This is a genomic window from Paenibacillus sp. FW126-R14 (genome assembly GCF_058789495.1).
In genome coordinates this window covers 31,710-51,888 of record NZ_JBYTBS010000035.1, presented here as the reverse complement: position 1 = coordinate 51,888, position 20,179 = coordinate 31,710, and the positions used below count along the sequence as shown (strand labels likewise).

The 20,179-nt window shown below is 45.6% G+C and carries 20 protein-coding genes; 12 read left to right on the top strand and 8 right to left on the bottom strand.

All coding sequences use genetic code 11. The features are described 5' to 3' along the window. Positions 1 to 189: 189 nt before the first annotated feature. The 7 genes from AC3WRW_RS20700 to AC3WRW_RS20670 form a co-directional block, all read right to left on the bottom strand. Positions 190 to 2,088 (bottom strand): TOMM precursor leader peptide-binding protein, encoded by a 1,899-nt coding sequence (locus AC3WRW_RS20700; RefSeq protein WP_492548193.1) that lies wholly within the window; start codon positions 2,086 to 2,088, stop codon positions 190 to 192. 342 nt (positions 2,089 to 2,430) lie between these two features. Beyond that, positions 2,431 to 2,526: a YjcZ family sporulation protein gene (locus tag AC3WRW_RS20695; RefSeq protein ID WP_492548192.1), complete on the bottom strand. Its 96-nt coding sequence runs from the start codon at positions 2,524 to 2,526 to the stop codon at positions 2,431 to 2,433. A 167-nt stretch (positions 2,527 to 2,693) separates the two neighbouring features. Beyond that, positions 2,694 to 2,804, bottom strand: a complete 111-nt coding sequence (locus tag AC3WRW_RS20690; protein ID WP_492548191.1) for a YjcZ family sporulation protein — start codon at positions 2,802 to 2,804, stop codon at positions 2,694 to 2,696. Positions 2,805 to 2,983: 179 nt separating this feature from the next. Further along, on the bottom strand, positions 2,984 to 3,094 hold the full coding sequence (locus AC3WRW_RS20685) for a YjcZ family sporulation protein (protein ID WP_492548190.1): 111 nt from the start codon (positions 3,092 to 3,094) through the stop codon (positions 2,984 to 2,986). A 168-nt stretch (positions 3,095 to 3,262) separates the two neighbouring features. After that, complete coding sequence (locus AC3WRW_RS20680) at positions 3,263 to 3,373, bottom strand: YjcZ family sporulation protein (protein WP_163954161.1); 111 nt, start codon at positions 3,371 to 3,373, stop codon at positions 3,263 to 3,265. A 139-nt stretch (positions 3,374 to 3,512) separates the two neighbouring features. Beyond that, positions 3,513 to 4,721, bottom strand: coding sequence for a multidrug efflux MFS transporter (locus AC3WRW_RS20675; protein ID WP_492548189.1), 1,209 nt, complete (start codon positions 4,719 to 4,721; stop codon positions 3,513 to 3,515). Between the two features lie 16 nt (positions 4,722 to 4,737). After that, a complete protein-coding gene (locus AC3WRW_RS20670) occupies positions 4,738 to 5,307 on the bottom strand; it encodes a cysteine hydrolase family protein (RefSeq protein WP_492548188.1) in 570 nt (189 codons plus the stop codon). Positions 5,308 to 5,448: 141 nt separating this feature from the next. Here AC3WRW_RS20670 and AC3WRW_RS20665 point away from each other — a divergent pair, with 141 nt between their 5' ends. The 6 genes from AC3WRW_RS20665 to AC3WRW_RS20640 all read left to right on the top strand — a co-directional run bounded on the left by AC3WRW_RS20665 (position 5,449) and on the right by AC3WRW_RS20640 (position 11,423). Further along, complete coding sequence (locus AC3WRW_RS20665; RefSeq protein ID WP_492548187.1) at positions 5,449 to 6,060, top strand: TetR/AcrR family transcriptional regulator; 612 nt, start codon at positions 5,449 to 5,451, stop codon at positions 6,058 to 6,060. 158 nt (positions 6,061 to 6,218) lie between these two features. Then, complete coding sequence (locus tag AC3WRW_RS20660) at positions 6,219 to 6,491, top strand: autorepressor SdpR family transcription factor (RefSeq protein ID WP_171681593.1); 273 nt, start codon at positions 6,219 to 6,221, stop codon at positions 6,489 to 6,491. Further along, on the top strand, positions 6,491 to 7,132 hold the full coding sequence (locus AC3WRW_RS20655) for an SdpI family protein (protein ID WP_492548186.1): 642 nt from the start codon (positions 6,491 to 6,493) through the stop codon (positions 7,130 to 7,132). Before AC3WRW_RS20660 ends, AC3WRW_RS20655 begins: the two co-directional genes overlap by 1 nt. 151 nt (positions 7,133 to 7,283) lie before the next feature. Further along, complete coding sequence (locus AC3WRW_RS20650; protein WP_492548185.1) at positions 7,284 to 8,855, top strand: spore germination protein; 1,572 nt, start codon at positions 7,284 to 7,286, stop codon at positions 8,853 to 8,855. Between the two features lie 5 nt (positions 8,856 to 8,860). After that, on the top strand, positions 8,861 to 10,072 hold the full coding sequence (locus AC3WRW_RS20645) for a Ger(x)C family spore germination protein (RefSeq protein WP_492548184.1): 1,212 nt from the start codon (positions 8,861 to 8,863) through the stop codon (positions 10,070 to 10,072). 253 nt (positions 10,073 to 10,325) lie between these two features. Continuing rightward, positions 10,326 to 11,423 carry a GerAB/ArcD/ProY family transporter gene (locus AC3WRW_RS20640; RefSeq protein ID WP_492548183.1) on the top strand — a complete coding sequence of 366 codons (1,098 nt, stop codon included), beginning with the start codon at positions 10,326 to 10,328 and terminating at the stop codon, positions 11,421 to 11,423. A 72-nt stretch (positions 11,424 to 11,495) separates the two neighbouring features. Here AC3WRW_RS20640 and AC3WRW_RS20635 read toward each other — a convergent pair whose 3' ends face one another. Continuing rightward, on the bottom strand, positions 11,496 to 12,614 hold the full coding sequence (locus tag AC3WRW_RS20635; protein ID WP_492548182.1) for a mandelate racemase/muconate lactonizing enzyme family protein: 1,119 nt from the start codon (positions 12,612 to 12,614) through the stop codon (positions 11,496 to 11,498). A gap of 161 nt (positions 12,615 to 12,775) precedes the next feature. Here AC3WRW_RS20635 and AC3WRW_RS20630 point away from each other — a divergent pair, with 161 nt between their 5' ends. The 6 genes from AC3WRW_RS20630 to AC3WRW_RS20605 all read left to right on the top strand — a co-directional run bounded on the left by AC3WRW_RS20630 (position 12,776) and on the right by AC3WRW_RS20605 (position 20,174). Continuing rightward, on the top strand, positions 12,776 to 13,192 hold the full coding sequence (locus tag AC3WRW_RS20630; protein ID WP_492548181.1) for a hypothetical protein: 417 nt from the start codon (positions 12,776 to 12,778) through the stop codon (positions 13,190 to 13,192). Positions 13,193 to 13,196: 4 nt separating this feature from the next. Then, positions 13,197 to 14,789 (top strand): GMC family oxidoreductase, encoded by a 1,593-nt coding sequence (locus AC3WRW_RS20625; protein WP_492548180.1) that lies wholly within the window; start codon positions 13,197 to 13,199, stop codon positions 14,787 to 14,789. Between the two features lie 250 nt (positions 14,790 to 15,039). Continuing rightward, positions 15,040 to 15,513, top strand: coding sequence for a MarR family winged helix-turn-helix transcriptional regulator (locus tag AC3WRW_RS20620; protein WP_492548179.1), 474 nt, complete (start codon positions 15,040 to 15,042; stop codon positions 15,511 to 15,513). Between the two features lie 466 nt (positions 15,514 to 15,979). Next, the gene (locus AC3WRW_RS20615) at positions 15,980 to 17,212 is read left to right on the top strand and encodes an MFS transporter (protein ID WP_492548178.1); all 1,233 of its coding nucleotides are present in this window, start codon (positions 15,980 to 15,982) and stop codon (positions 17,210 to 17,212) included. A 141-nt stretch (positions 17,213 to 17,353) separates the two neighbouring features. Further along, a complete protein-coding gene (locus tag AC3WRW_RS20610; protein ID WP_492548177.1) occupies positions 17,354 to 18,973 on the top strand; it encodes a spore germination protein in 1,620 nt (539 codons plus the stop codon). Then, positions 18,960 to 20,174, top strand: coding sequence for a Ger(x)C family spore germination protein (locus AC3WRW_RS20605; protein ID WP_492548176.1), 1,215 nt, complete (start codon positions 18,960 to 18,962; stop codon positions 20,172 to 20,174). Before AC3WRW_RS20610 ends, AC3WRW_RS20605 begins: the two co-directional genes overlap by 14 nt. The last annotated feature ends 5 nt before the right edge of the window (positions 20,175 to 20,179 follow it).

The following is a 20,179-nucleotide window of genomic DNA, read 5'->3' as shown; positions in this document are numbered from 1 at the left end:
CGTAGATTATGACGAAATCGGTGCAAACAGAGGGAGGTATTCCAGCTAAATGGATGTGACAAGCATCTGCAGTCCATTTAGAGGGAAATTTCTCCTTTACTTTGACCGTAGAAGCATAGCTGCTGGAAGGGAATTCCACATTGGAGTGAAGATAACGTTAATTTGCTGGCAATATTAATCTCTTCACGTTTATAGAAACGGATGCGGATGCGGATTGAGTTGCCCGGCAGCCAACGGCACTTTTGCATATCCAAGCGCCACAGGCACCCGAAACACTCTATTCAGCCCCGTCAAACGCTGCAAATGATGCCCGAACGTCATCGGCAGCATTCCCGGAATCAGAACTTTCACACAGTGCAGCCCGTTTCGCAGCGTTTCCGGCGACGACTGGTCCACCGCGATCACATCGAGGTTCAAGCTGCGAAACACCTCGATGATGTCCTTCAGATCATCGGTCAGATCGGCATGTTTTGCCTTACGCTTGAACTCCTCGTCAAACGTTCTGAGCGGACGCTGTCCGTCCAGCAAAAACTTCAGCCGTTCCTCTGCTTGCGGCAAACCGTACAGCATCGCATGATCCTCCATTTGCATAACGAGAAACGGATCGTCGAGCATTTGCTTACAATGTTCCAGGTCCGCTTCAAATTTCCCTTGCAGGAAGATGTACCTGCCGGCCAATTCGTGAATGGCGCTTTTCGCGGCCCGCACCGGGTCCAAATGAGCTCCCGCCGCACAGATCACATTCAACTTCCCCGGGCTGACGCTTTTCGCAAGCGCCCAAATGCTCGGTATCCCATTCTCCATGGTCATGTTAAACAAATGGATATCATATCCGGCCACTGCGCGAAGCCTTTCTACCATGAGCTTCAGTTCCTTATCATGAGCGGAAAAAGGGTCTAAGCGCGGGATAGGCAGCTGCGCATACCAAGTCATAAGGAAAGAGTCGCGCTCCGCCACTTCCAAAATCCCGTGCAGGACGGCTTCCTCCAAGCTCCCGCCTAACGCACACCCGTTGGAGCCTTCCTGGACAAAGCCGCTGCCGAATCCCGAGCTGTAATAAGCGAGGCTCTCCGGAACAAGGATCGCGCGCTTCTGCACTAGCGAATAGCCCCATATCCAATCGATCGGAAGATCGGGATCAAACGGTTCGAACGGGAAATCTGGCAGCGCGTACTGTTCCTTTGAATATAATCCAACCTTGGAGGGTTCAAGCGCCTGATCCGCAACGTTGTTGAAACTGTCATAAATTACGGTCCGTTTGCCACGGGGGGTTATACCGCAGTGCCGCTCCAAACCTTCCAAGATCGCGGTCAATTCGCTTTCCGCATAAGAGAAGCTGCGGCCTCCCGTTACCTCATCTCCCAGCAGAAACGACGGCAAATTGACCCCCACCCCGGCAAAAGGGGACTCGATGTCAAGCATCTTGGCATTAAAAACGCCCGTCCGTGAATCCAAATAGTCTTTGGCCAAATCGTGTTTCAAGTCGTCTATCGAACGGCAGCGGTAACTGTCTGCGCTTATTTTCGGTCTAGGTTTGAGCAAAATGTTTGCTCCTGCCGGTGAATCATCAGGCAAGCGGCCGCACACCTCACAGAGCGGGTCAGCGAGAATGAAATGGAGCGAGCTGTCCAGAGTGTTCAGGTTAACGATATACATATGCTCTTCCGTGTGGGCTCGGCTGCCGAGCAGCACTCGCTGCGTCTCGGCAATCAGCAAGTGGGCGGTATGCCATATACCTGAAGGCGAAGATTTTTCGCTTTGTCTATTTCCAGGTGACGCCATGAAACGCCGGTTATCCGCACACTGGGAGCATCCCGGCGCATCTGGTCGAACCAAAGGCCCGATGATGCCCTCATCCGTTGAAATACAGCCCCGCAGCCACGGGATGCCGACCTGCTGCAGCACTTCTTCAACCTCGAAGTATCCGGAGGAAGGCCAGTCATCGTGCAGCACCAGAACCAATTTCGCCTCATTAGGTATGTCTAAAGTGAAATCTGCCTGTCGAACGACATGATAATTTTCCAATAGCTTTCCGCATACGAAGTCGGCCAATAAACCTTCTCCGACAACTGATATGATAGCATTCACACGGATCACCTCATCTCGCAGCAATGTGCCCCGATCTTTTGGCGGGTTTCTTCGTTAATCTTGCCGAGGCGAAAGATAAGGAACTGCCTATCGGCAGCCCCTATGATTGCTATATGGTTTGCTGCCCGATTGTAGAACGTACATTGCTCACAATAGGCTTGGATCTGGCAGGAGTATTTGGGAGTTACTGCGAAGGGAAGTCCCGGTGACGATGAGGGGTTATTACGCGAGGTCATAATTTATTGATATTGTCAGCCAGCATTGAAACGAAGAAAAAACAGCCCGTATTGGAATATATATCTGCGAAAGGGCCGTTTTTTCTCTTTGTGTTGGTTTATGGAATTACCATGCAAACGTCATTGTGATAATAACCAAAAGAATAAAAAGAACCAAAACAGCTGCTGCTCCGGTACCGTAACCTGCACAACTTGCACCCATGTGTACTCATTCCCCTCTGGTGATTTGTCACTACGGTATAAAATATGTTCGTTTAACAAAATTTGCTTGGACGTTTGTACCAGATATCATGATACTAAGTGTTTACAACGAGAAAAAACGACCCGAATTACGCGGCCGTTTTTTCTCGTTCTTCATGGACTAAGGAATTACCATACGAAAGCGGAAGTGATGATAACTAAAAGAATAAAAAGAACCAATATTGCTGCTGCACTGTTACCATAACCTGCACAACCTGCACCATAACCAACTGCACCCATGTTTTCTCATTCCCCTCAGGTGATTTGTCACTACGGTATAAAGTATGTTCGTTACATAACGATTGCTTGGACGTATGCACATAAATTGCCGCTGGTTGGCTTTTTGTATACGAAGAAACAAGAAAAAAAACGACCCGAATTGCACGGCCGTTTTTTCCCTTTGTTCATGGATTAAGAAATTACCATACGAAAGCCGATGTGATGATAACCAAAAGAATAAAAAGAACCAAAATTGCTGCTGCACTGTTACCATAACCTGCACAACTTGCACCATAACCAACTGCGCCCATGTTTTCTCATTCCCCTCTGGTGATTTGTTACTACGGTATAAAGTATGTTCGTTATATCGGGTTTGATTGGACGTTTGCCCCAAATTGAGTTATGGAGTGTGGAACAAAAAGAAAAAACACGACCCGAATTGCGCGGCCGTTTTTTCTACTTGTTCATGAATTAAGGAATTACCATACAAAAGCGGAAGTGATGATAACCAAAAGAATAAAAAGAACTAAAATAGCTGCTGCACTAGAACCGTAACCTGCACAACTTGCACCATAACCAACTGCACCCATGTTTTCTCATTCCCCTCTGGTGAATTGTCATTACGGTATAAAGTATGTTCGTTACATCAGGTTTGATTGGACGTATGCCCCAAATTGAGGGTCGGAATAGCGCAAACGGCAACATGTTCGTTATAAAAATAAGGGGCGTTTAGCTAGGGAGTTTGCCCTCAGACCGGCCCAGCTTTTTATACACAGTAAAATAAACCCAAATGGCGTTCATCAGCAGCAGGGCGCTAGTGCAAAAAAATACATACCGCGTGCCTAGATGCGCGGCTACTTGCCCGCCTAACACAGCACCCCCGAATACGCCTAAATACCCGGCAGACATGGAAAAGCCAAAAACTCTGCCAGTAAGCGCATCAGGTGTCACTTTCTTGATCAAAACATTGACAGAAGGCATCAAGCCTGCCGCTGCTAAGCCAAATAGAAAGCGGAGCCCGATGAGCTGCCAAGGATGGGTGACAAACGCCTGAGGAATGAAAATGACCCCGGCCACGATAAGCGCGGCTAAGATAACCTTCTGCGCACCGATTTTATCGGACAGCTTTCCCAATCGGGGAGCAGCTATAATATTGGCAAGACCTGATACGGAGAACGTGATACCTGCGATCAAGGCAATATGATTGGAATGCTGTGAAATTTGCGACACATATACCGTCATGATCGGTTCTATGGAATATAAGGCCAGGGATAATACAAAAAAGGTCACAAGCATTACAATCGTTAAGCTTTTCTCAGGGATGGCAGGCCAGATCTCTTTGAAGCTGAGTACCTTTTTGTCTTGACGGGTGAAGGATTCCTTCACGAACAACGCAGTTGTCAGAAACGAAACCAACAACAGGGCGCCTGTGATATAAAAAACATCCGGCAATCCAACATTCTCACCGATGAATCCGCCGATCGTAGGTCCCAGCAAAGAGCCCGAGATACTTGCCGTAGAGAGCGTGCCTAACGCCCAACCTGCGTGTTGTTTATCCGTTTGAGTCGCAATCAGCGCGGTACAGGCGGTTCCGTAGCCGGTGATAATGCCTTGCAATAAGCGAAGCCCCAACAGTACATACACGTTCGACGCAAAACCCATACTAAAAATAACAATGGCCATACCCAGACTTGCCCGCAACAGCATGGGCTTTCGTCCGTATTTATCTGCGGCTTTTCCCCAGACAGGGGAGAAAATAGCGGAGATGATATACGTGATCCCAAACGCAAGACCTGAGAATTGAGCAATTGCAGCTGGATTTTGAACGCCTAGATGTTGGATGTAAAGCGGCAGGACAGGAGCAATTTGGCTCATGCCTATACTTGAGACGAATAACCCAAACCAGCAAACGAATAAGTTTCTTTTCCAAATGGGCATGACAATGGCCTTCTATCTATACTAAAGTATCAATCCACCTGTCAACGGTCAGAACTTCGGCTTGTCGTGGAAACACTTTCTCAGTAAGTACACGGTGAACCTCCGGATCAGCATCCAGACAAGCATCTGAAAGCACGCTAATGGCAAAATCTTTATCCGCAGCCTCGCGCAATGTGGATAGAACAACCCCGCTTGTCGCAATGCCGCTGAGTATTAACGTATCAATTTGGCGGGCCCGGAGGATAACCTCAAGGTCGCTGCCGGCGAATGCACTCACGCGGCGTTTGGTCACAATCGGCTCACCTGGCTGAGGCTGCACGGACTCATGAATTTGTGTAGCTGTGTCATCTATGGTCATGCCGCCAAATTCTGCAATACGCGAAAAAGATTTGTTGCGAGGACTGACCTCCGGATACCCTTCGCGGAAAGCGACCCGCACATAAATAACCTGGATGTTATGTTGACGTGCGGTTTGCATAGCTTTTTGAAAAGGAACAAGCGCCTCCTCGTTATCTGAGAAACGGGAAACAATGCCGTTCTGCATATCCATGAGCAATAGTGCGGTAGTTGCGTGTTGATTTTGCATAGGGGATACACTCCTTTATTTGGTTAGTAATCTCCTTCTTGATATGTTACTATTAAGCGGAGAACTCTCCACTTGATATTAAACGGAGACCTCTCCGTTTGTCAAGCCAGGCCGTAATTCAAACTAGGAAGTGATGATACCGTGAATGAAACTGAGGGAATCCAACCGAGATCTGAACGCCGTGATGCCGCCGAGAATCGCCAACGAATATTGGATGCGGCACTTCGATTATTTGAGCAGAATGGTGTTGAACAGGTAAGTATGAATCAAATTGCGACGGAAGCACAGATCGGTCCGGGGACGCTCTATCGCCGTTATAGCAACAAAGGGGAACTATGTCTGGATTTAATGAAAGACAACGTTGTCAACCTTTTCGAGGATATTGAAAATTACTTGCAAATGAACCGCGCTGAGCCGCCCTCACATCGATTGAAGGGCATCCTCGGTTTGTTTATTCGATTCAGGGAACGGAAAGCGCAATTCCTTAAAGGGGTGGAGGATTCCGCTTCAACTAATCCGGTCAGATCCCTCAAGCGCGGGCCTCTCTATCATGAATTGCATCAACCGATTGTCGAGCTATTCGATGAAATGCATGCAGCCGAGCAGAACCCTCCGAGCAGTGTCTTCCGGGCCGATATGCTGTTGACGGCTTTAAGCAGCGACTCCTATTTCTATCAAAGAGATGTGCGCGGCTATTCGCCGGAGCAGATTTTGGAGCAGTTGATTTTAACATTCGTTGTGCGCGAATCATAACGGGAAAGACCCTCGCCAATAATAGGGCAGAGGGTCTTCATTTGTTGCTGCTTTTTTGACATATGCATATGCATATTGACGTTCGCTCCATAAATGTGTACTATACAATTAGACATTTAGATATTTATCTAAATATCAAATTATGGCGGTGATAAGTTATGAATGAAGCTTTTAAAGCATTATCGGATCCGACTCGTCGGCAAATCCTGCAGTTGTTACGGGACAAAAGCATGAGTCCAGGGGAGATATCGGAGCATTTCCAGATTAGCAAGCCGAGCATATCTCATCACCTAAACTTGCTCAAGCAGGCAGGCTTAGTCTTAGATGAACGGCAAGGGCAGAACATTATTTATACACTTCATACGACAGTTGTAGAAGATGTTATAGGATGGATGTTCAATATTATTAACAAAAGCGAGGGTGAAAAATGATGAAAGTAATGAGAGAAATTTTCCTTATTTTGCTTAGCATTTCGCCTGCTGTCGGGGCATTAATTCTTTACAACCAACTTCCAGCAACGATGGCTACACACTTTAGTGTAAATAATGAAGTGAACGGTACCATGAGCAGAGGAATGCTGATTATCATGCTTATTTTGCTTGGTCTTATACCGGTTATATTCCGTGTCTTACGTTTCGTCGATCCCAAGAGAACGAATTACGAACAATTTTCTAAAGCATTTGAAGTATCTCGGGCCGGTATCGCTGTTCTGATAGCTGTAGTTGGCTGGATGATCATTGCTTACAACCTGGGATATCATGTCGACATGACGAAGGTGGTCTTGTCCGTTACGGGGTTGCTTTTAGCGACTATGGGTAATTACTTGACTCAAGTTAGGCATAATTATATGTTCGGCGTTCGGACCCCGTGGACACTGGCGAATAAAGAAGTTTGGAGGAAAACCCACAGGCTGGCAGGCCCTCTCATGATGATCGGTGGGATCATTGCCGTAATTTCTTCGTTCTTAAGCGGGTCGGCAGCCATATTCGTATTTATCGTCGTGATCGTAATTGCATCTATTATTCCTGTGATTTATTCCTATCTGTTATACACCCGCACTAAAGTTAAATGACGATGTGTTAAATGTTATTGACGGAAAATCCCCTTGAGCCGAGCGGCAATGAGCCGGCGCCGAGGGGATTTTTTTCTGTCGTCTAAAAACCCCATTCATGGGGATAATTAGATTAATAAAGGAATTGTTGGAGGAGATCGCGTTGGGTTTTATGGATCGACTTTTAAACAAACACAAACAACCCTCCCCTGATCGTCATGTCCAGGACACGGCAGGCTCGCTCATCAGAGAGGCTTTGGATGAGAGTCTCCAAACAAACATCGGACATGTTCGTGAAACACTAGGCAACAGCGACGATATCGTCATTCGTGAAATTCAAATCGGAGCCGGGGTCGATGTGGGAGTTTTTTACACGGACGGGCTGGCTGATGCCAAATCAATCAATGATTTTATTATGGAATCGCTGATGTTGGATTTTCCCGAAGAGGGCTTCCAAGAGCAGAATCTACTGCCTTTTCTAAAAAGTAAAGTTCTTACTGTCGGGGAAATCAAAGAATTCACTGAATTCGAAGAGTTATTGGACGCCCTTCTATCCGGTGATGTTGTTCTCTTATTGGACGGGTATACACAGGGGCTTATCATCTCAATGAAAGGCTGGGAGCACCGGGGAGTGACCGAAGCCTCAAATGAAACGGTCATTCGCGGATCCAAGGAAGGCTTCAACGAAAACATTCGCACCAATACGGCAATGATCCGGAGACGAATTAAAGATCCGCATCTATGGATCGAAAGCAGACAAATCGGCAAGGTTACCAAAACGCTTGTTTCCCTGATGTACATCAAAGGAATCGTAAACGACAAAGTGTTGGGGGAAGTGCGCAAGCGCTTGGATCGCATCGATACCGATGGCATTCTCGAGAGCGGATATATCGAGCAAATGATCCAGGATTCCATATACACTCCATTTCCAACCGTTTATAACACGGAACGACCTGATGTCGTTTCCGCCGATTTAATGGAGGGGAAGATTGCCATTGTAGTTGATGGCACACCGTTTGTCTTGACGGTTCCGGTCGTGTTTATTCAGTTTTTTCAGGCTTCAGAGGATTATTATCACAGATTGGATTTTGCCACGCTGCTTCGTATCCTGCGTTTTATTTGTTTTTTTATCGCATTAGCGGGCCCTTCTCTTTATATCGCCATTACAACGTTTCACCAAGAAATGATTCCTACCGATTTGCTGATCAGTTTGGTATCGCAAAGGGAGAGCGTGCCGTTTCCGGCTTTTATAGAAGCCGTTGCAATGGAAGCAAGTTTCGAAATTTTGAGGGAAGCTGGGATTCGAATGCCGCGCGCTATTGGCCAAGCAGTCTCTATCGTAGGGACGTTGGTCATCGGGACAGCTGCGGTTGATGCCGGGATGGTATCGGCAGCCATGGTTATTGTGGTATCGATCACAGCCATCTCGAATTTCGTATTCCCTTCTATCAACATGGCCATCCCCATTCGCATTCTCCGGTTTCCGTTAATGGCTCTGGCGGCGACCTTTGGATTGATCGGCATCATTGTAGGCTTCATTGCTTTACTACTTCATTTATGCAGCCTGCGCTCGTTCGGTATCCCTTATATGAGCCCTTTTGCACCACTTATTCCAAGTGATTTGAAGGATACGTTAATTCGTGTCCCCCAATGGGCCATGTCTACGCGTCCTCGATTTTTTAGCCAGAAAAATGTCATTCGGAACCGGGCACGACAACCAGAACCGCCAAAATCAGAGAGATAGGATTCATGATGAAGAGAAAGATGCTGCTGACAGCCGTTTTAATCATTATCCCTTTGCTCGTTACGGGCTGTTGGAGCCGAAGGGAGTTAAACGACCTTGCCATTGCTTCGGCAATTGGCATTGATAAAGAAGATCATCAGTACAAGGTTTCTGTCCAAATTGTGGTGCCCAGTGAGGTTGCTTCGTCGAAAGGCGGAGGGGGCGGGTATGAAACTCCTGTGACCGTGTACACGGCTAAGGCTAAAACAGTGTCTGAAGCAATCCGGAAAATGACGACAGTGACGCCGCGAAAAGTATATTTGTCTCAACTGCGTGTGGTCGTGATTGGCGAGGAGTTAGCACGGGAGGGCATTGCTCCAATGCTTGATTTCTTGGTTAGAGATCATGAGGTGCGTGAGGAAGACACTTTTACGATTATTTCTAAAGGGGCAAGAGCAGAGGATACGCTTAACATATTAACCCGTTTGGAGAAAATACCTGCCTTGAAAATGTATGGAAGTATGAAAACAATGGACAAATATTGGGCTCCTACGACGGCTGTCAAGTTGGGGGAGGTTTATTATGATCTAATTACACCTGATAGGCAGACTGCTATCCCAGGGATCGAAATCATTGGCGACAAGGAGAAGGGGAAAACGAAAAATGTTGTTGCATCTGTAAGTCCTTCCACCTATATGAAGTTTAATGGAACCGCCGTATTTCATAAGGACAAATTGGTTGGATGGTTAAACGAAGCGGAAAGCAAGGGATTTAATTACATTACAAATCACGTGAAGAAAACAGCGGATCACTTGGCCTGTCCCCATGGTGGCACGTTGGCGATCGACATCATCCGTACGAGAACGGATATCATCGGACATATCGAGAAAGGAAAGCCAGCGATTGAGGTGGTTGTGGGGATGGAAGGCAATATAGCCGATGTAGAGTGTGACATCGACCTTACGGACCCTCAAACGGTTCAAGATTTGCAGCGTATAGGAGATGAAACTTTGCAGGGTGTAATTAAAACGGCTCTCAATAAGATACAACATGACTACAAGACGGATACCTTCGGGTTCGGAGAGGCCATTCATAGAGCAGATCCCCGTGTTTGGAGAAAGCTGCGGGAAGATTGGGAAGAGTTATTTCCATCTGTTCCCGTAAAGATAGTGACGGACTTTAAAATACGGAATTTAGGTACTACTGGCAACCCTGTCCAGAAGGGACCGGAGGAGTAGATACCTATGCTCCCTATTCTAGGGATAATTGCGGTTGCCGCTGTGATTACTGCCATTGACGTGCCCGTTCTTTGGAGAAACCAATATATCAAGGAAATGTGGTTCTTTTTCGTTTTGTTATCCATCGGAATCGTTTTGTGTGTTCTGAGGGTTTTGCATGTGAGTCTGCCGACCCCATTGGAATGGCTGACGTATATATATAAACCTATCGACGATGTTGTTAGGGGGGTATTAAAGTAAAGGGGGGAAATGGATGTCCGAGACCGTCAAAATCAGCACGCGCCAATTGTTTATTCTGTCAACGCTTATTACTTTGGGTGATTCCATCCTCGTTTTACCGGCAATTCCGGCACTTGAGGCCAAAAAGGATGCATGGATTTCCGCAATGATCGGTTTAGCTGCAGGCATGCTCGTTATCTGTCTATTCGAATTGGCAGGAAAGATTAATCCTAAGTTTACCTTGGTTGAAATAAATAAACATATTTTCGGAAAATGGGTGGGGACAACAGTTTCTTTGTTGTTTCTAGGGTACATACTCCTTTCTATTACTGCGCACCTGAGGGAGATTGGGGATTTTATCATTTCTCAAATCATGCCGGATACCCCTATAGAAGCACTTCAAATCCTGCTGCTGCTTCTTATTATCATGGCGGTACGACTAGGGCTTGAGACGTTTTCGCGAGTGGCAGAAATCCTTTTCCCCTTTTTATTATTGCTTTTACTTGTTCTCTTCGTTTCGCTTGCCCCGTCAATCGATTCCCACAAAATATTGCCGATGTTCGACCAGGGGATCAAACCGATTATCCGTGGCTCATTTACTTGCGTAGCTTTTCCATTTATGGAGTTGGTTGTACTTATGATGATATTTCCAAATGTAAATGAGGCTAGTCAAATAAGGAAGGGACTATTAACAGGTGCTTTTATCGGAGGGGTCATCTTAATCGTCACAATTGCTCTAACTATTCTAGTTATCGGTGCTGAACCGTCCGCGAGGAACATGTATCCAAGTTACGACTTGGCCAAAAGAATCAGTGTAGGGGGCTTCTTCGAGAGGATTGAAGCTACTATGGCTCTCGTGTGGATTATTACGATCTTTTTTAAAGTCACCTTATACTTCTACGCCATAAATCGGGGTCTGGCCCAGATATTCAAACTAAAGGATTATCGAATGATGGCATTGCCGCTTGGTATGATTATTATACCGTTCTCCCTGACGATATCCCCGAACATTACCTATTACAATAATATTGTGTCCAAATACTGGCCTTATTTGGATATGACGTTCAGTGTCCTAGTACCGGTACTGCTCCTTGCCGGACATGCGATTCGGAAAAAGTGGAAGTTTACTTAAGGATGGGGAACATGCTAGTAAGAGAACTTTCCTATGTCTATTCAGGCATTAGGTAAAGTTCTCTTTTGGCGTTTATCCGTAGCTATTCCCGTCCCATCGATAGAATGCAAGCATCTCAATGTCAAGATCGACGCCAATGCCACTGCCGCATGGTATTGAGATTTCACTTTTCGAAGGCTGAATTGGAATTAATTTTGTAAAAGGATTATCCATAACATCCCATTCCAAAGGTTCGATTGCGTCTTTTTCCGTCTTGCCCCAAGGCTCCAAACAAGAATGAGCGAAAATGGCATATAGGCGCGATAATGCACCATCATACGCATGTGGTGTTACACGAACGCCAAAACTTCTAGCGAGGCTTAAAGTCTCCCTGTAACAGTCAATGCCGGACACATGGAGGGGATCCGGAGTGATATAATCGAGAGCTTGTTGGTGAAGAAGCGGGATAAAATCGGCTGCTTTTTCGATATTCTCGCCGCCAGCCAGCGGAGTGGACAAGCGAGTTCTTAGCCATACGTAGTCAGCGATGCGGCTGATCTGCAAGGGCTCTTCCAACCATATTAGATTAGGCAAAGCATCGAGCTGAGACTGCCAACATATAGCAGCAGTGGCGTCATAGCTTTGATTAGCGTCCAATGCTAAACCGATCTTTCCTTGCAGCAAGGTCTGAACGGACTCGATATGCTGTTTGTCCTCGGAGATAGATTTTCCGCCTATTTTCACCTTAATCTTATCAAATCCTTGATCGATTGCTTGTTCAATAACGTTCAGAGAATGTTTTTGCCAATTCGCCTCTTCTGAATAGGTCTGAAACGACGCATACACGGGTACTTTCGCTCGAAACTTGCCTCCCCAAAGGTCGCACACGGATATATAGCATGTTTTGGCCATAATTTCAGTTAATGCCATACTTACAGCCGCAGACGAACGGGCATGCCATTTCTTCAATGTCCGCACCAATGTCACTCTGTCAGCGACTGACTTCCCAATCAAAAAGGGAATGATGCGTTCTTGAAAGCCTTTATGCAACGTTGGCAGCCAATCAACGCATTCTCCCCAACCTTCGACACCTGCATCAGTCGTTATCCGAATCAGATAACAAGTACGGTACGCTTTGATACCGTTAGCGTCCCCATATCGCTTAGGCAGAGGATAAAAGAGTGGAAATGTTTCAACTTTTCGTATCAGCAAGGAGTTATACCTCCCAAAATTTCGTCACCAAATTCGTATTTCTCATGCTCAGCCTTGTTAATAGTAGTATGTCTTTTACAGAGGGCAATTATGAAGCCATTGCTAATATATGTAATAATTTCTTGTGATGCAGGAAATGATTAGAAACGAATAGAGTATTCATGAAAAGAGGTAACAGCATGATTTGGCACGCATGGTCCATTGACCGGATTCTTATTCTTTTCGTAAGTGTGGCATTTTTAGCTCTCGGTATTCAAGTGACAATGTTTCATTACCGGCAAAATTTTCACAATAAATCGATGTGGGTACCCGTCATTTCAGCGCCCATTTTTTTTATCTCGGGCATGATTTTGACCTGGTGCAACGTCGGTTGGCTGCATAGTTTGTTTTCGGTTCTAATGTGGCTGGGCGTTTTATTTGGCCTGGTGGGTTTCTTTTTCCATTTTCGGGGAGTGGGTATTCGAGTTGATGGGTGGTCATTAAGCAATTTTCTCAAAGGCCCGCCAATTATGCTTCCGTTATTGTTCTCCGCTATGAGTGTTCTCGGGTTGATTGCCATGTATTGGGAGGTGAGTTGATTCCATGCAAACGCAAAACTATAGGAATGAAGAAGTCGATGTCGTGATTGTTGGGGCAGGGGCAGCCGGGGGTGTGCTTGCCAAAGAATTGAGCGAAGCCGGAATGAGCGTGGTCGTCTTGGATGCGGGACCTTTTCGAGATACGCAAAAAGACTTAGCAAGTGACGAGCTAACGATGCAAAGCTTAGGATGGCAGGATACCCGGATTGTGGATGGAAACAACCCCTTAACGATGGGGCATAACAATTCCGGCTGGGGGATCGGCGGAGGGACGGTACACTTTACGGCTGTATTTCTACGATTTCATGATGTGGATTTTAAAGCTAGAACCATGGACGGCGTTGCCGATGACTGGCCGATAAGCTATGAGGATCTGGAGCCTTACTATGCCAGAACCGAAAAGGAAATTGCCGTATCCGGGCCTAAACATTTTCCATGGGGGAATTATCATGGCCCTTATCCTTATCCCGAAAGGGAGCCTCTAAGTCCGAATGCTTATATGTTCAGGAACGGTTGCGAGAAACTGGGGATACGCTCATCTGTGGCTCCGCTTGCGATACTTTCTGCGCCGTTTGAAGGCCGGCCCCCATGTATCAATCGCGGTTTCTGTAATCAAGGATGCATGCCTGACGCTAAATTCAGCACACTCATCGTTCATATTCCTAAAGCTATTAAAGCTGGAGCAGAAGTGTTGGCCGATTGCATGGTGACGCAGGTAGTAATGGGGAAAGACGGGCTGGCGAAAGGAGTCACTTTTGTACATAAGGGAAAAACCTATGAGCAGAAAGCTAAAATTGTGATTCTGTCTGCTTTTGTTGTAGAAACTCCGCGTTTGCTTCTTAACTCTGCCAATGCGCAGTTTCCGGATGGTCTAGCCAATAGCAGCGGATGGGTTGGGAAAGCGATCATGGTTCACAGCTCCCAAGACGTCTATGCCAGATTTGAGGATGAAATTAGACTGTATAAAGGTACGCCGGTTTTAGCAACAACGCAAGAGTTTTACCGAACCGATCCTAAGAACAACTTTACTCGCGGTTATACACTTCATTCTCATGGTTCGAGGCCGGTCGAGTTTTCCAAAGCGATTTCGCAAGCGGAAGGCGGACCCATCTGGGGGGAGCGCCTCAGGGAGACGCTATTGAACTATAACTATTACGGGAGAGTTACATTAGTTGGCGAAGTACTTCCAAGCCCATCGAACCGAGTCACGCTGGTAGACGAAAAAGATGAGCACGGTTTGCCGCGCGCAAAAGTAACCTTCAGTTATGGGGATAACGATCAGAAACTCATTGAGCATGCTGTCGGAAATATGAGTGCAATACTCAAGGCGGCGGGTGGGAAAGTCGAATATGTCGTGCCTGACACCGCGCATATGATGGGAGGCTGCCGGATGGGGAACGATCCGAAATCTTCCGTTGTCAATTCTTATGGACAAACTCATGACATTCCGAACCTATTTATATGCGATGCGAGTATATTTGTAACTTCTGGCGCCGGGAATCCAACGAATACGGTGATGTCGCTTGCGCTGCGAACTGCGGAATATATTAAAGAGAAAGCAAAACGGTTTGAATTGTTAGGCGCGAAGTCGGTTTAGCGAAACGAATGCTTATCCAGTTATGACTTTCCAGAGAATTGGTGTATAATACCGATAAATCAATGCATTCCGCTGTTTGACAAGCGCCCGTCCTGAAAGGACGACGAAGTCGTTTATCCTTGTGACTATAGAAGCATAACTGCTGGGAAGGCTGTCCCACAAGTCATAGTAATGACAAGGGGATAGCCTCTTATTTTTGTATAAAACTCACCGGCTATGTCCATAGCATGAACGGGAGGGAGGATAGGCCATGAACAAAGAAGACCAGGTGATGATGGGATTCAGGGACGTATATAACAAGATCGTTTGGCTTAATAAGGATAAGATGGAAGAGAGTCTTAAGGGGTATAAATCTTCCGAGGTACACTGCGTCGAATACATTGGAAAAAATGCAGATTCCAACGTGACAAAACTTGCGGAATCCTTTTATATGACTCGCGGCGCTATGAGTAAAATGACGAAGAAGCTTATGGAAAAAGGCCTTATCGAAAGCTACCAGAAATCGGATAACAAGAAAGAAATCTATTTTAGGCTTACTGAAAAAGGGAAAGTCATTTATAAAATTCATGATGACCTGCACAAAGAGTTTCAAGAGCGGGATAAAGCTGTGTTTGAGCAGGTAACCGAGGAACAATTTGATAGTATGCTTCGCTTCTTGGAAAAGTATAGTCAGCATTTGGAGGCAGAAATTAAGAAACAGGGTATAGATATGAAGTCGGAATAAATTTGAATAATGAAAATGAAAACACAAGCAGCCGGCACTATAGTGTATGGTTGTTTTTTTTGATCAGAATTTTAGTGCGGAATGCAGTTTTGCAGTTGTCACGTGAAGAGGGTTCGTTCAGCTGGTTGGGCAGGCGTAATTACGTTAGCACAGTTTTGTCCTCGTTACCGGACTGAGTGGCTCTTATTCGATTGAGAAGCCCCTTTTCAAACATGTAGCGGACACCAGCGCTGTTATTTACTCCCTTGGGGACTATTTACTTCCCGAAATTGGCAAATAAGGACGCTGGTGTCCGTCAGCAGAGAGACATGATGCTTTTCGCATAGATAACGACCGTTGTGTCCGAAGCGTGGTTTGACTCTTTCAATCGAATTGGGCTGTCATTTTGTTGACAAGGAAACAAAAATATGAGAATATGATTTTGTTTCCTAGGAATCAATATTGCAACTTTTGAAAGGAGAACGTAATGTTCAAATCTAAATCACTCCATAAACAGGACACAGATCACACCGTAAATAAACATGCTTTACTATTCGGACTTATCTCTGTGTTTCTTTGCGGAATAGGCTTCAGTATCATAGCACCTGTCGTCCCATTCTTAGTTCAGCCTTATATGAACAATCCGGGAGAACAGGCTATCGTTGTTACGCTACTGACCTCTGTTTATGCTGTCTGCGTGTTTTTCGCGGCCCCTGTGCTTGGCGCTTTGAGCGATAAATATGGCCGTCGTCCATTGCTTTTAGTATGCCTATTGGGTTCAGCCATCGGGTACTTTGTTTTTGGCATAGGAGGAGCTTTATGGATCCTATTTGCTGGTCGCATAATAGAAGGTATAACAGGCGGGAGCATAAGCACGATTTTCGCCTATTTTGCAGACATCATTCCTCCAGATCAGAGAACGAAATACTTTGGATGGGTGAGCGCTGTTGTAGGCGTAGGGACCGTCATTGGTCCAACGCTAGGCGGATTGCTTGCTAAGTTTGGTTATTCGGTACCGATGTATTTTGGAGCGGCAATCACTTTGTTGAATGTTGTTTATGGATACTTCTTTATGCCTGAGAGCCTCGCCAACAATCATAGACGGAAGGAGATTACCTTTGCCAGACTGAATCCATTTACACAGCTTGCCAACCTGCTTACTATGAAGAACTTAAATAGACTGCTTGTCTCTGCATTCTTGCTTTGGATACCTAATGGATCATTACAAGCCGTTTTCTCACAATTTACGATGGATACTTTCAGTTGGAAGCCTGCGCTAATCGGACTCATGTTTTCAATTATGGGCGTCCAGGACATCATTTCACAAGGTTTCATCATGCCAAAGCTATTGAAGAAATTAAAAGATAAACAAATAGCCATTCTTGGAATGGTTTCGGAAATGATCGGCTATAGTCTTATTGCGCTATCTTCTTTGTTCTCATTTTATCCTCTTTTAATCGCTGGCATGTTCATATTTGGTTTTGGCGATTCGATTTTTGGGCCATCATTCAATGGAATGCTCTCCAAGTCTGTCGATGCAAGCGAACAAGGGAGGATTCAAGGGGGCAGCCAGTCTATTCAAGCATTAGCAAGAATGATTGGGCCTATTATTGGTGGTCAAATTTATGTATCATTTGGTCATGCCGCTCCCGCTTTTATGGGTATGATCCTTATCGCAGCCGCGATATCTGTTTTGTATAAGAGGACGCATGTTGCATGACAATGAAATAGAGCCGTATGCCATTAGAGGAACTCCATATTAACGGGGTTCCTCTTTTCGTCTAATCCCCATTACCATTTTATGTATAAGGAGAATCGCGGCAGGAAAGAATATGCCTAAATCTTCGATCGGAGTTTGAATATGTCATTCTGGAAACAATTTCGCAAACAATGGAGCAGAAAATCCCAGAATCCGAAAAAAGAGTTCGAAACCAATTCCGGAACGCGGAGTCTGTCCACCGACTTGCAAACGAATATCGATCAAATGAAGAAGGAATTCGGTTATAGCCCTGACATTATTATCCGTGTATTCCACCTAGGCACCGGGTCCGTGCTTCAAGCAGCTGTCATTTATATGGACGGATTGGTCAACAAAGATGCCATCACGCATTTCGTGGAACATATTCTGGGCAGCGATAACCTGGATCCGTCGTTGACAAACGTAAGTCCGCACGAGAGCTTATTGCAATTTCTAAGAAATCATGCTCTTGAGATCCATGAACTTCACACGATGGATACTTGGAGCGATATGATGATGTCTTGTTTGTCAGGCAATACGGTTATCTTGATTGACGGTTCCGATATAGCCATTAGCGCCAATACCAAAGGAGGAGAGCAAAGACCCATCTCGGAATCTACGACCCAAGTCGTTATCCGCGGTTCTAAAGATGCATTTACCGAATTGATTGGCACCAACATCGCACTTGTCCGCCGCCGCATTAGAAATCCGAATTTATGGCTGGAAAATATGAGGATCGGAAAAATCACGCCAACAGATGTATCTATTTTGTATCTCAACGGAACAGTCAAAGAGGATCTTATAAAAGAAATTAAGAAGAGATTTCATGAAATCGACATCGACTCCATTAAGGAGACCGGTACTATTGAAGAACTGATTGAAGATCAGACATTCACGCCGTTTCCGACCATGTATAATACGGACCGTCCCGATATTATCTCGGCTAATATTCTTGAAGGAAGAGTAGCCATATTCGTGGACGGAACACCCTTCGTACTCATCGTACCAACGATTTTCTCTCAATTTTTCCAGTCGCCGGATGATTATAACCATCGGTTCGATTTTGCAACATTTGTGCGGCTGCTGCGTTATATCAGTTTTTTTATATCGATCATGGGACCTGCCATCTACATCGCATTGATCACATTTCATCAGGAAATGATTCCGTCTCAGCTCCTGTTCAGTCTTGTTTCTTCCAGAGAAGGGGTTCCATTCCCCGCATTAGTTGAAGCATTGATGATGGAACTGAGCTTTGAAATTTTGCGGGAAGCGGGCGTTCGTATGCCCCGTTCTGTCGGCCAGGCCGTTTCCATCGTAGGAGCGCTCGTCCTAGGTCAAGCAGCGGTACAAGCGGGAATTGTTTCCCCGGCTATGGTTATTGTTGTCGCCATTACCGGAATTGCCAGTTTCGCTTCGCCAGCGTTCAATATTGCCATAACCGCAAGAATGCTGCGCTTCGTCCTGATGATTTTGGCTGCAAGCTTCGGTGCTTTCGGCATTACGATGGGGACGATTTTTTTTATAGCTCATATGACCAGCCTGCACTCGTTCGGGACACCTTATTTGTCGCCTTTCGCGCCATTTAATTTGTTCGATCAAAAAGATACTGTGGTTCGATTGCCTCACTGGTCGGTCATCGTGAAGTCTAAACTATTCAAATTTATGAAAATTACCCAGGTTTCAAAAGGGAATTCATCCCTTTTCAGTCATCATGGAGAAAGGAATGAAGATGAAGACCATTAACGTCAAACGGTTTTTATTGATCTTAATCCTTTTGGGAACGCTGATGATTACAGGATGTTGGAATCGGAGAGAGCTATCGGATCTTTCCATTGTTTCTGCCATAGGCGTGGATAAGCTGCAAGATGATGAGTACCGCGTCTCTTTTCAAATTATTAATCCTTCGGAAGTAGCAGGCAAGTCTTCCGGCGGTGGCGGCGGATATTCACTGCCTGTAAGCGTGTATTATGGGGCGGGGAAGACGATTCGCGAGGCTACGCTTAATGTTTCGAAGCAGCTGCCGCGGCGGATATTTTTCTCTCATGTACGTCTAATGGTCATTGGGGAGGCTTTAGCTCAAGATGGCATTAAGGAGCTCTTTGATTTTATCGAAAGATTTTACGAGGCCAGGCTGAACATCAATGTACTTATCGCCAGAAATGGAGACGCGAAATCCGTCATCGATATCCTATCTCCCATTGAGAAAGTACCGGGTACCTCCGTTGTGGATCAATTAAAATTAGCGTCAAACGAATTGTCGTCGAATATGAGCAGCGAAGTGGTAGACGTTATCAAAATGATAGTCAGTGAGGGGAAAGAACTTAGCATTAGCGGCATTCAAATATTTGGAAACCCAAAATCTGGAGGCAAACAAACAAATCTTCGGACAACCGAACCCAAAACCATGCTTGCTATCAGCGGAATTGCGGTTTTCAAAGATATGAAATTAACAACATGGTTAGATGGCGACGAGGTATACGGTACCGAATGGACATTAAATAAAATGAAGAATACGGTTGTCACGCTCGCTTGTCATGAAAAAGAAGATTCGCTCGATATCGTTGTTCTCCGGTCAAAGACAAAAGTACACGCAAAAGTTACTGCGGGGAAACCTTCGATGAATATCGAGATCAAAGAAGAAGGCGATATCGCCGAAACAAGATGCGGTCTGGATCTGAGCGATCCTGAAGAAATAATGAAAATTGAGAATGAGTTGGCTGACAAGACGAAACGAATGGTGCTCGCAGCCGTTAAGAAAGCACAAAAAGCAAAAACCGATATTTTTGGTTTTGGGGAATATGTGAACATAGAAAACCCCAAGGCATGGAAAAAGCTCAAGGGTGACTGGAACACGACATTTGCCGAAATTCCTGTAAATGTTGAGGTGACAGCCTATATACGCAGGACCGGTTTAGTGACAAAGCCTTATTTCTACAAAAAATAAGTTCG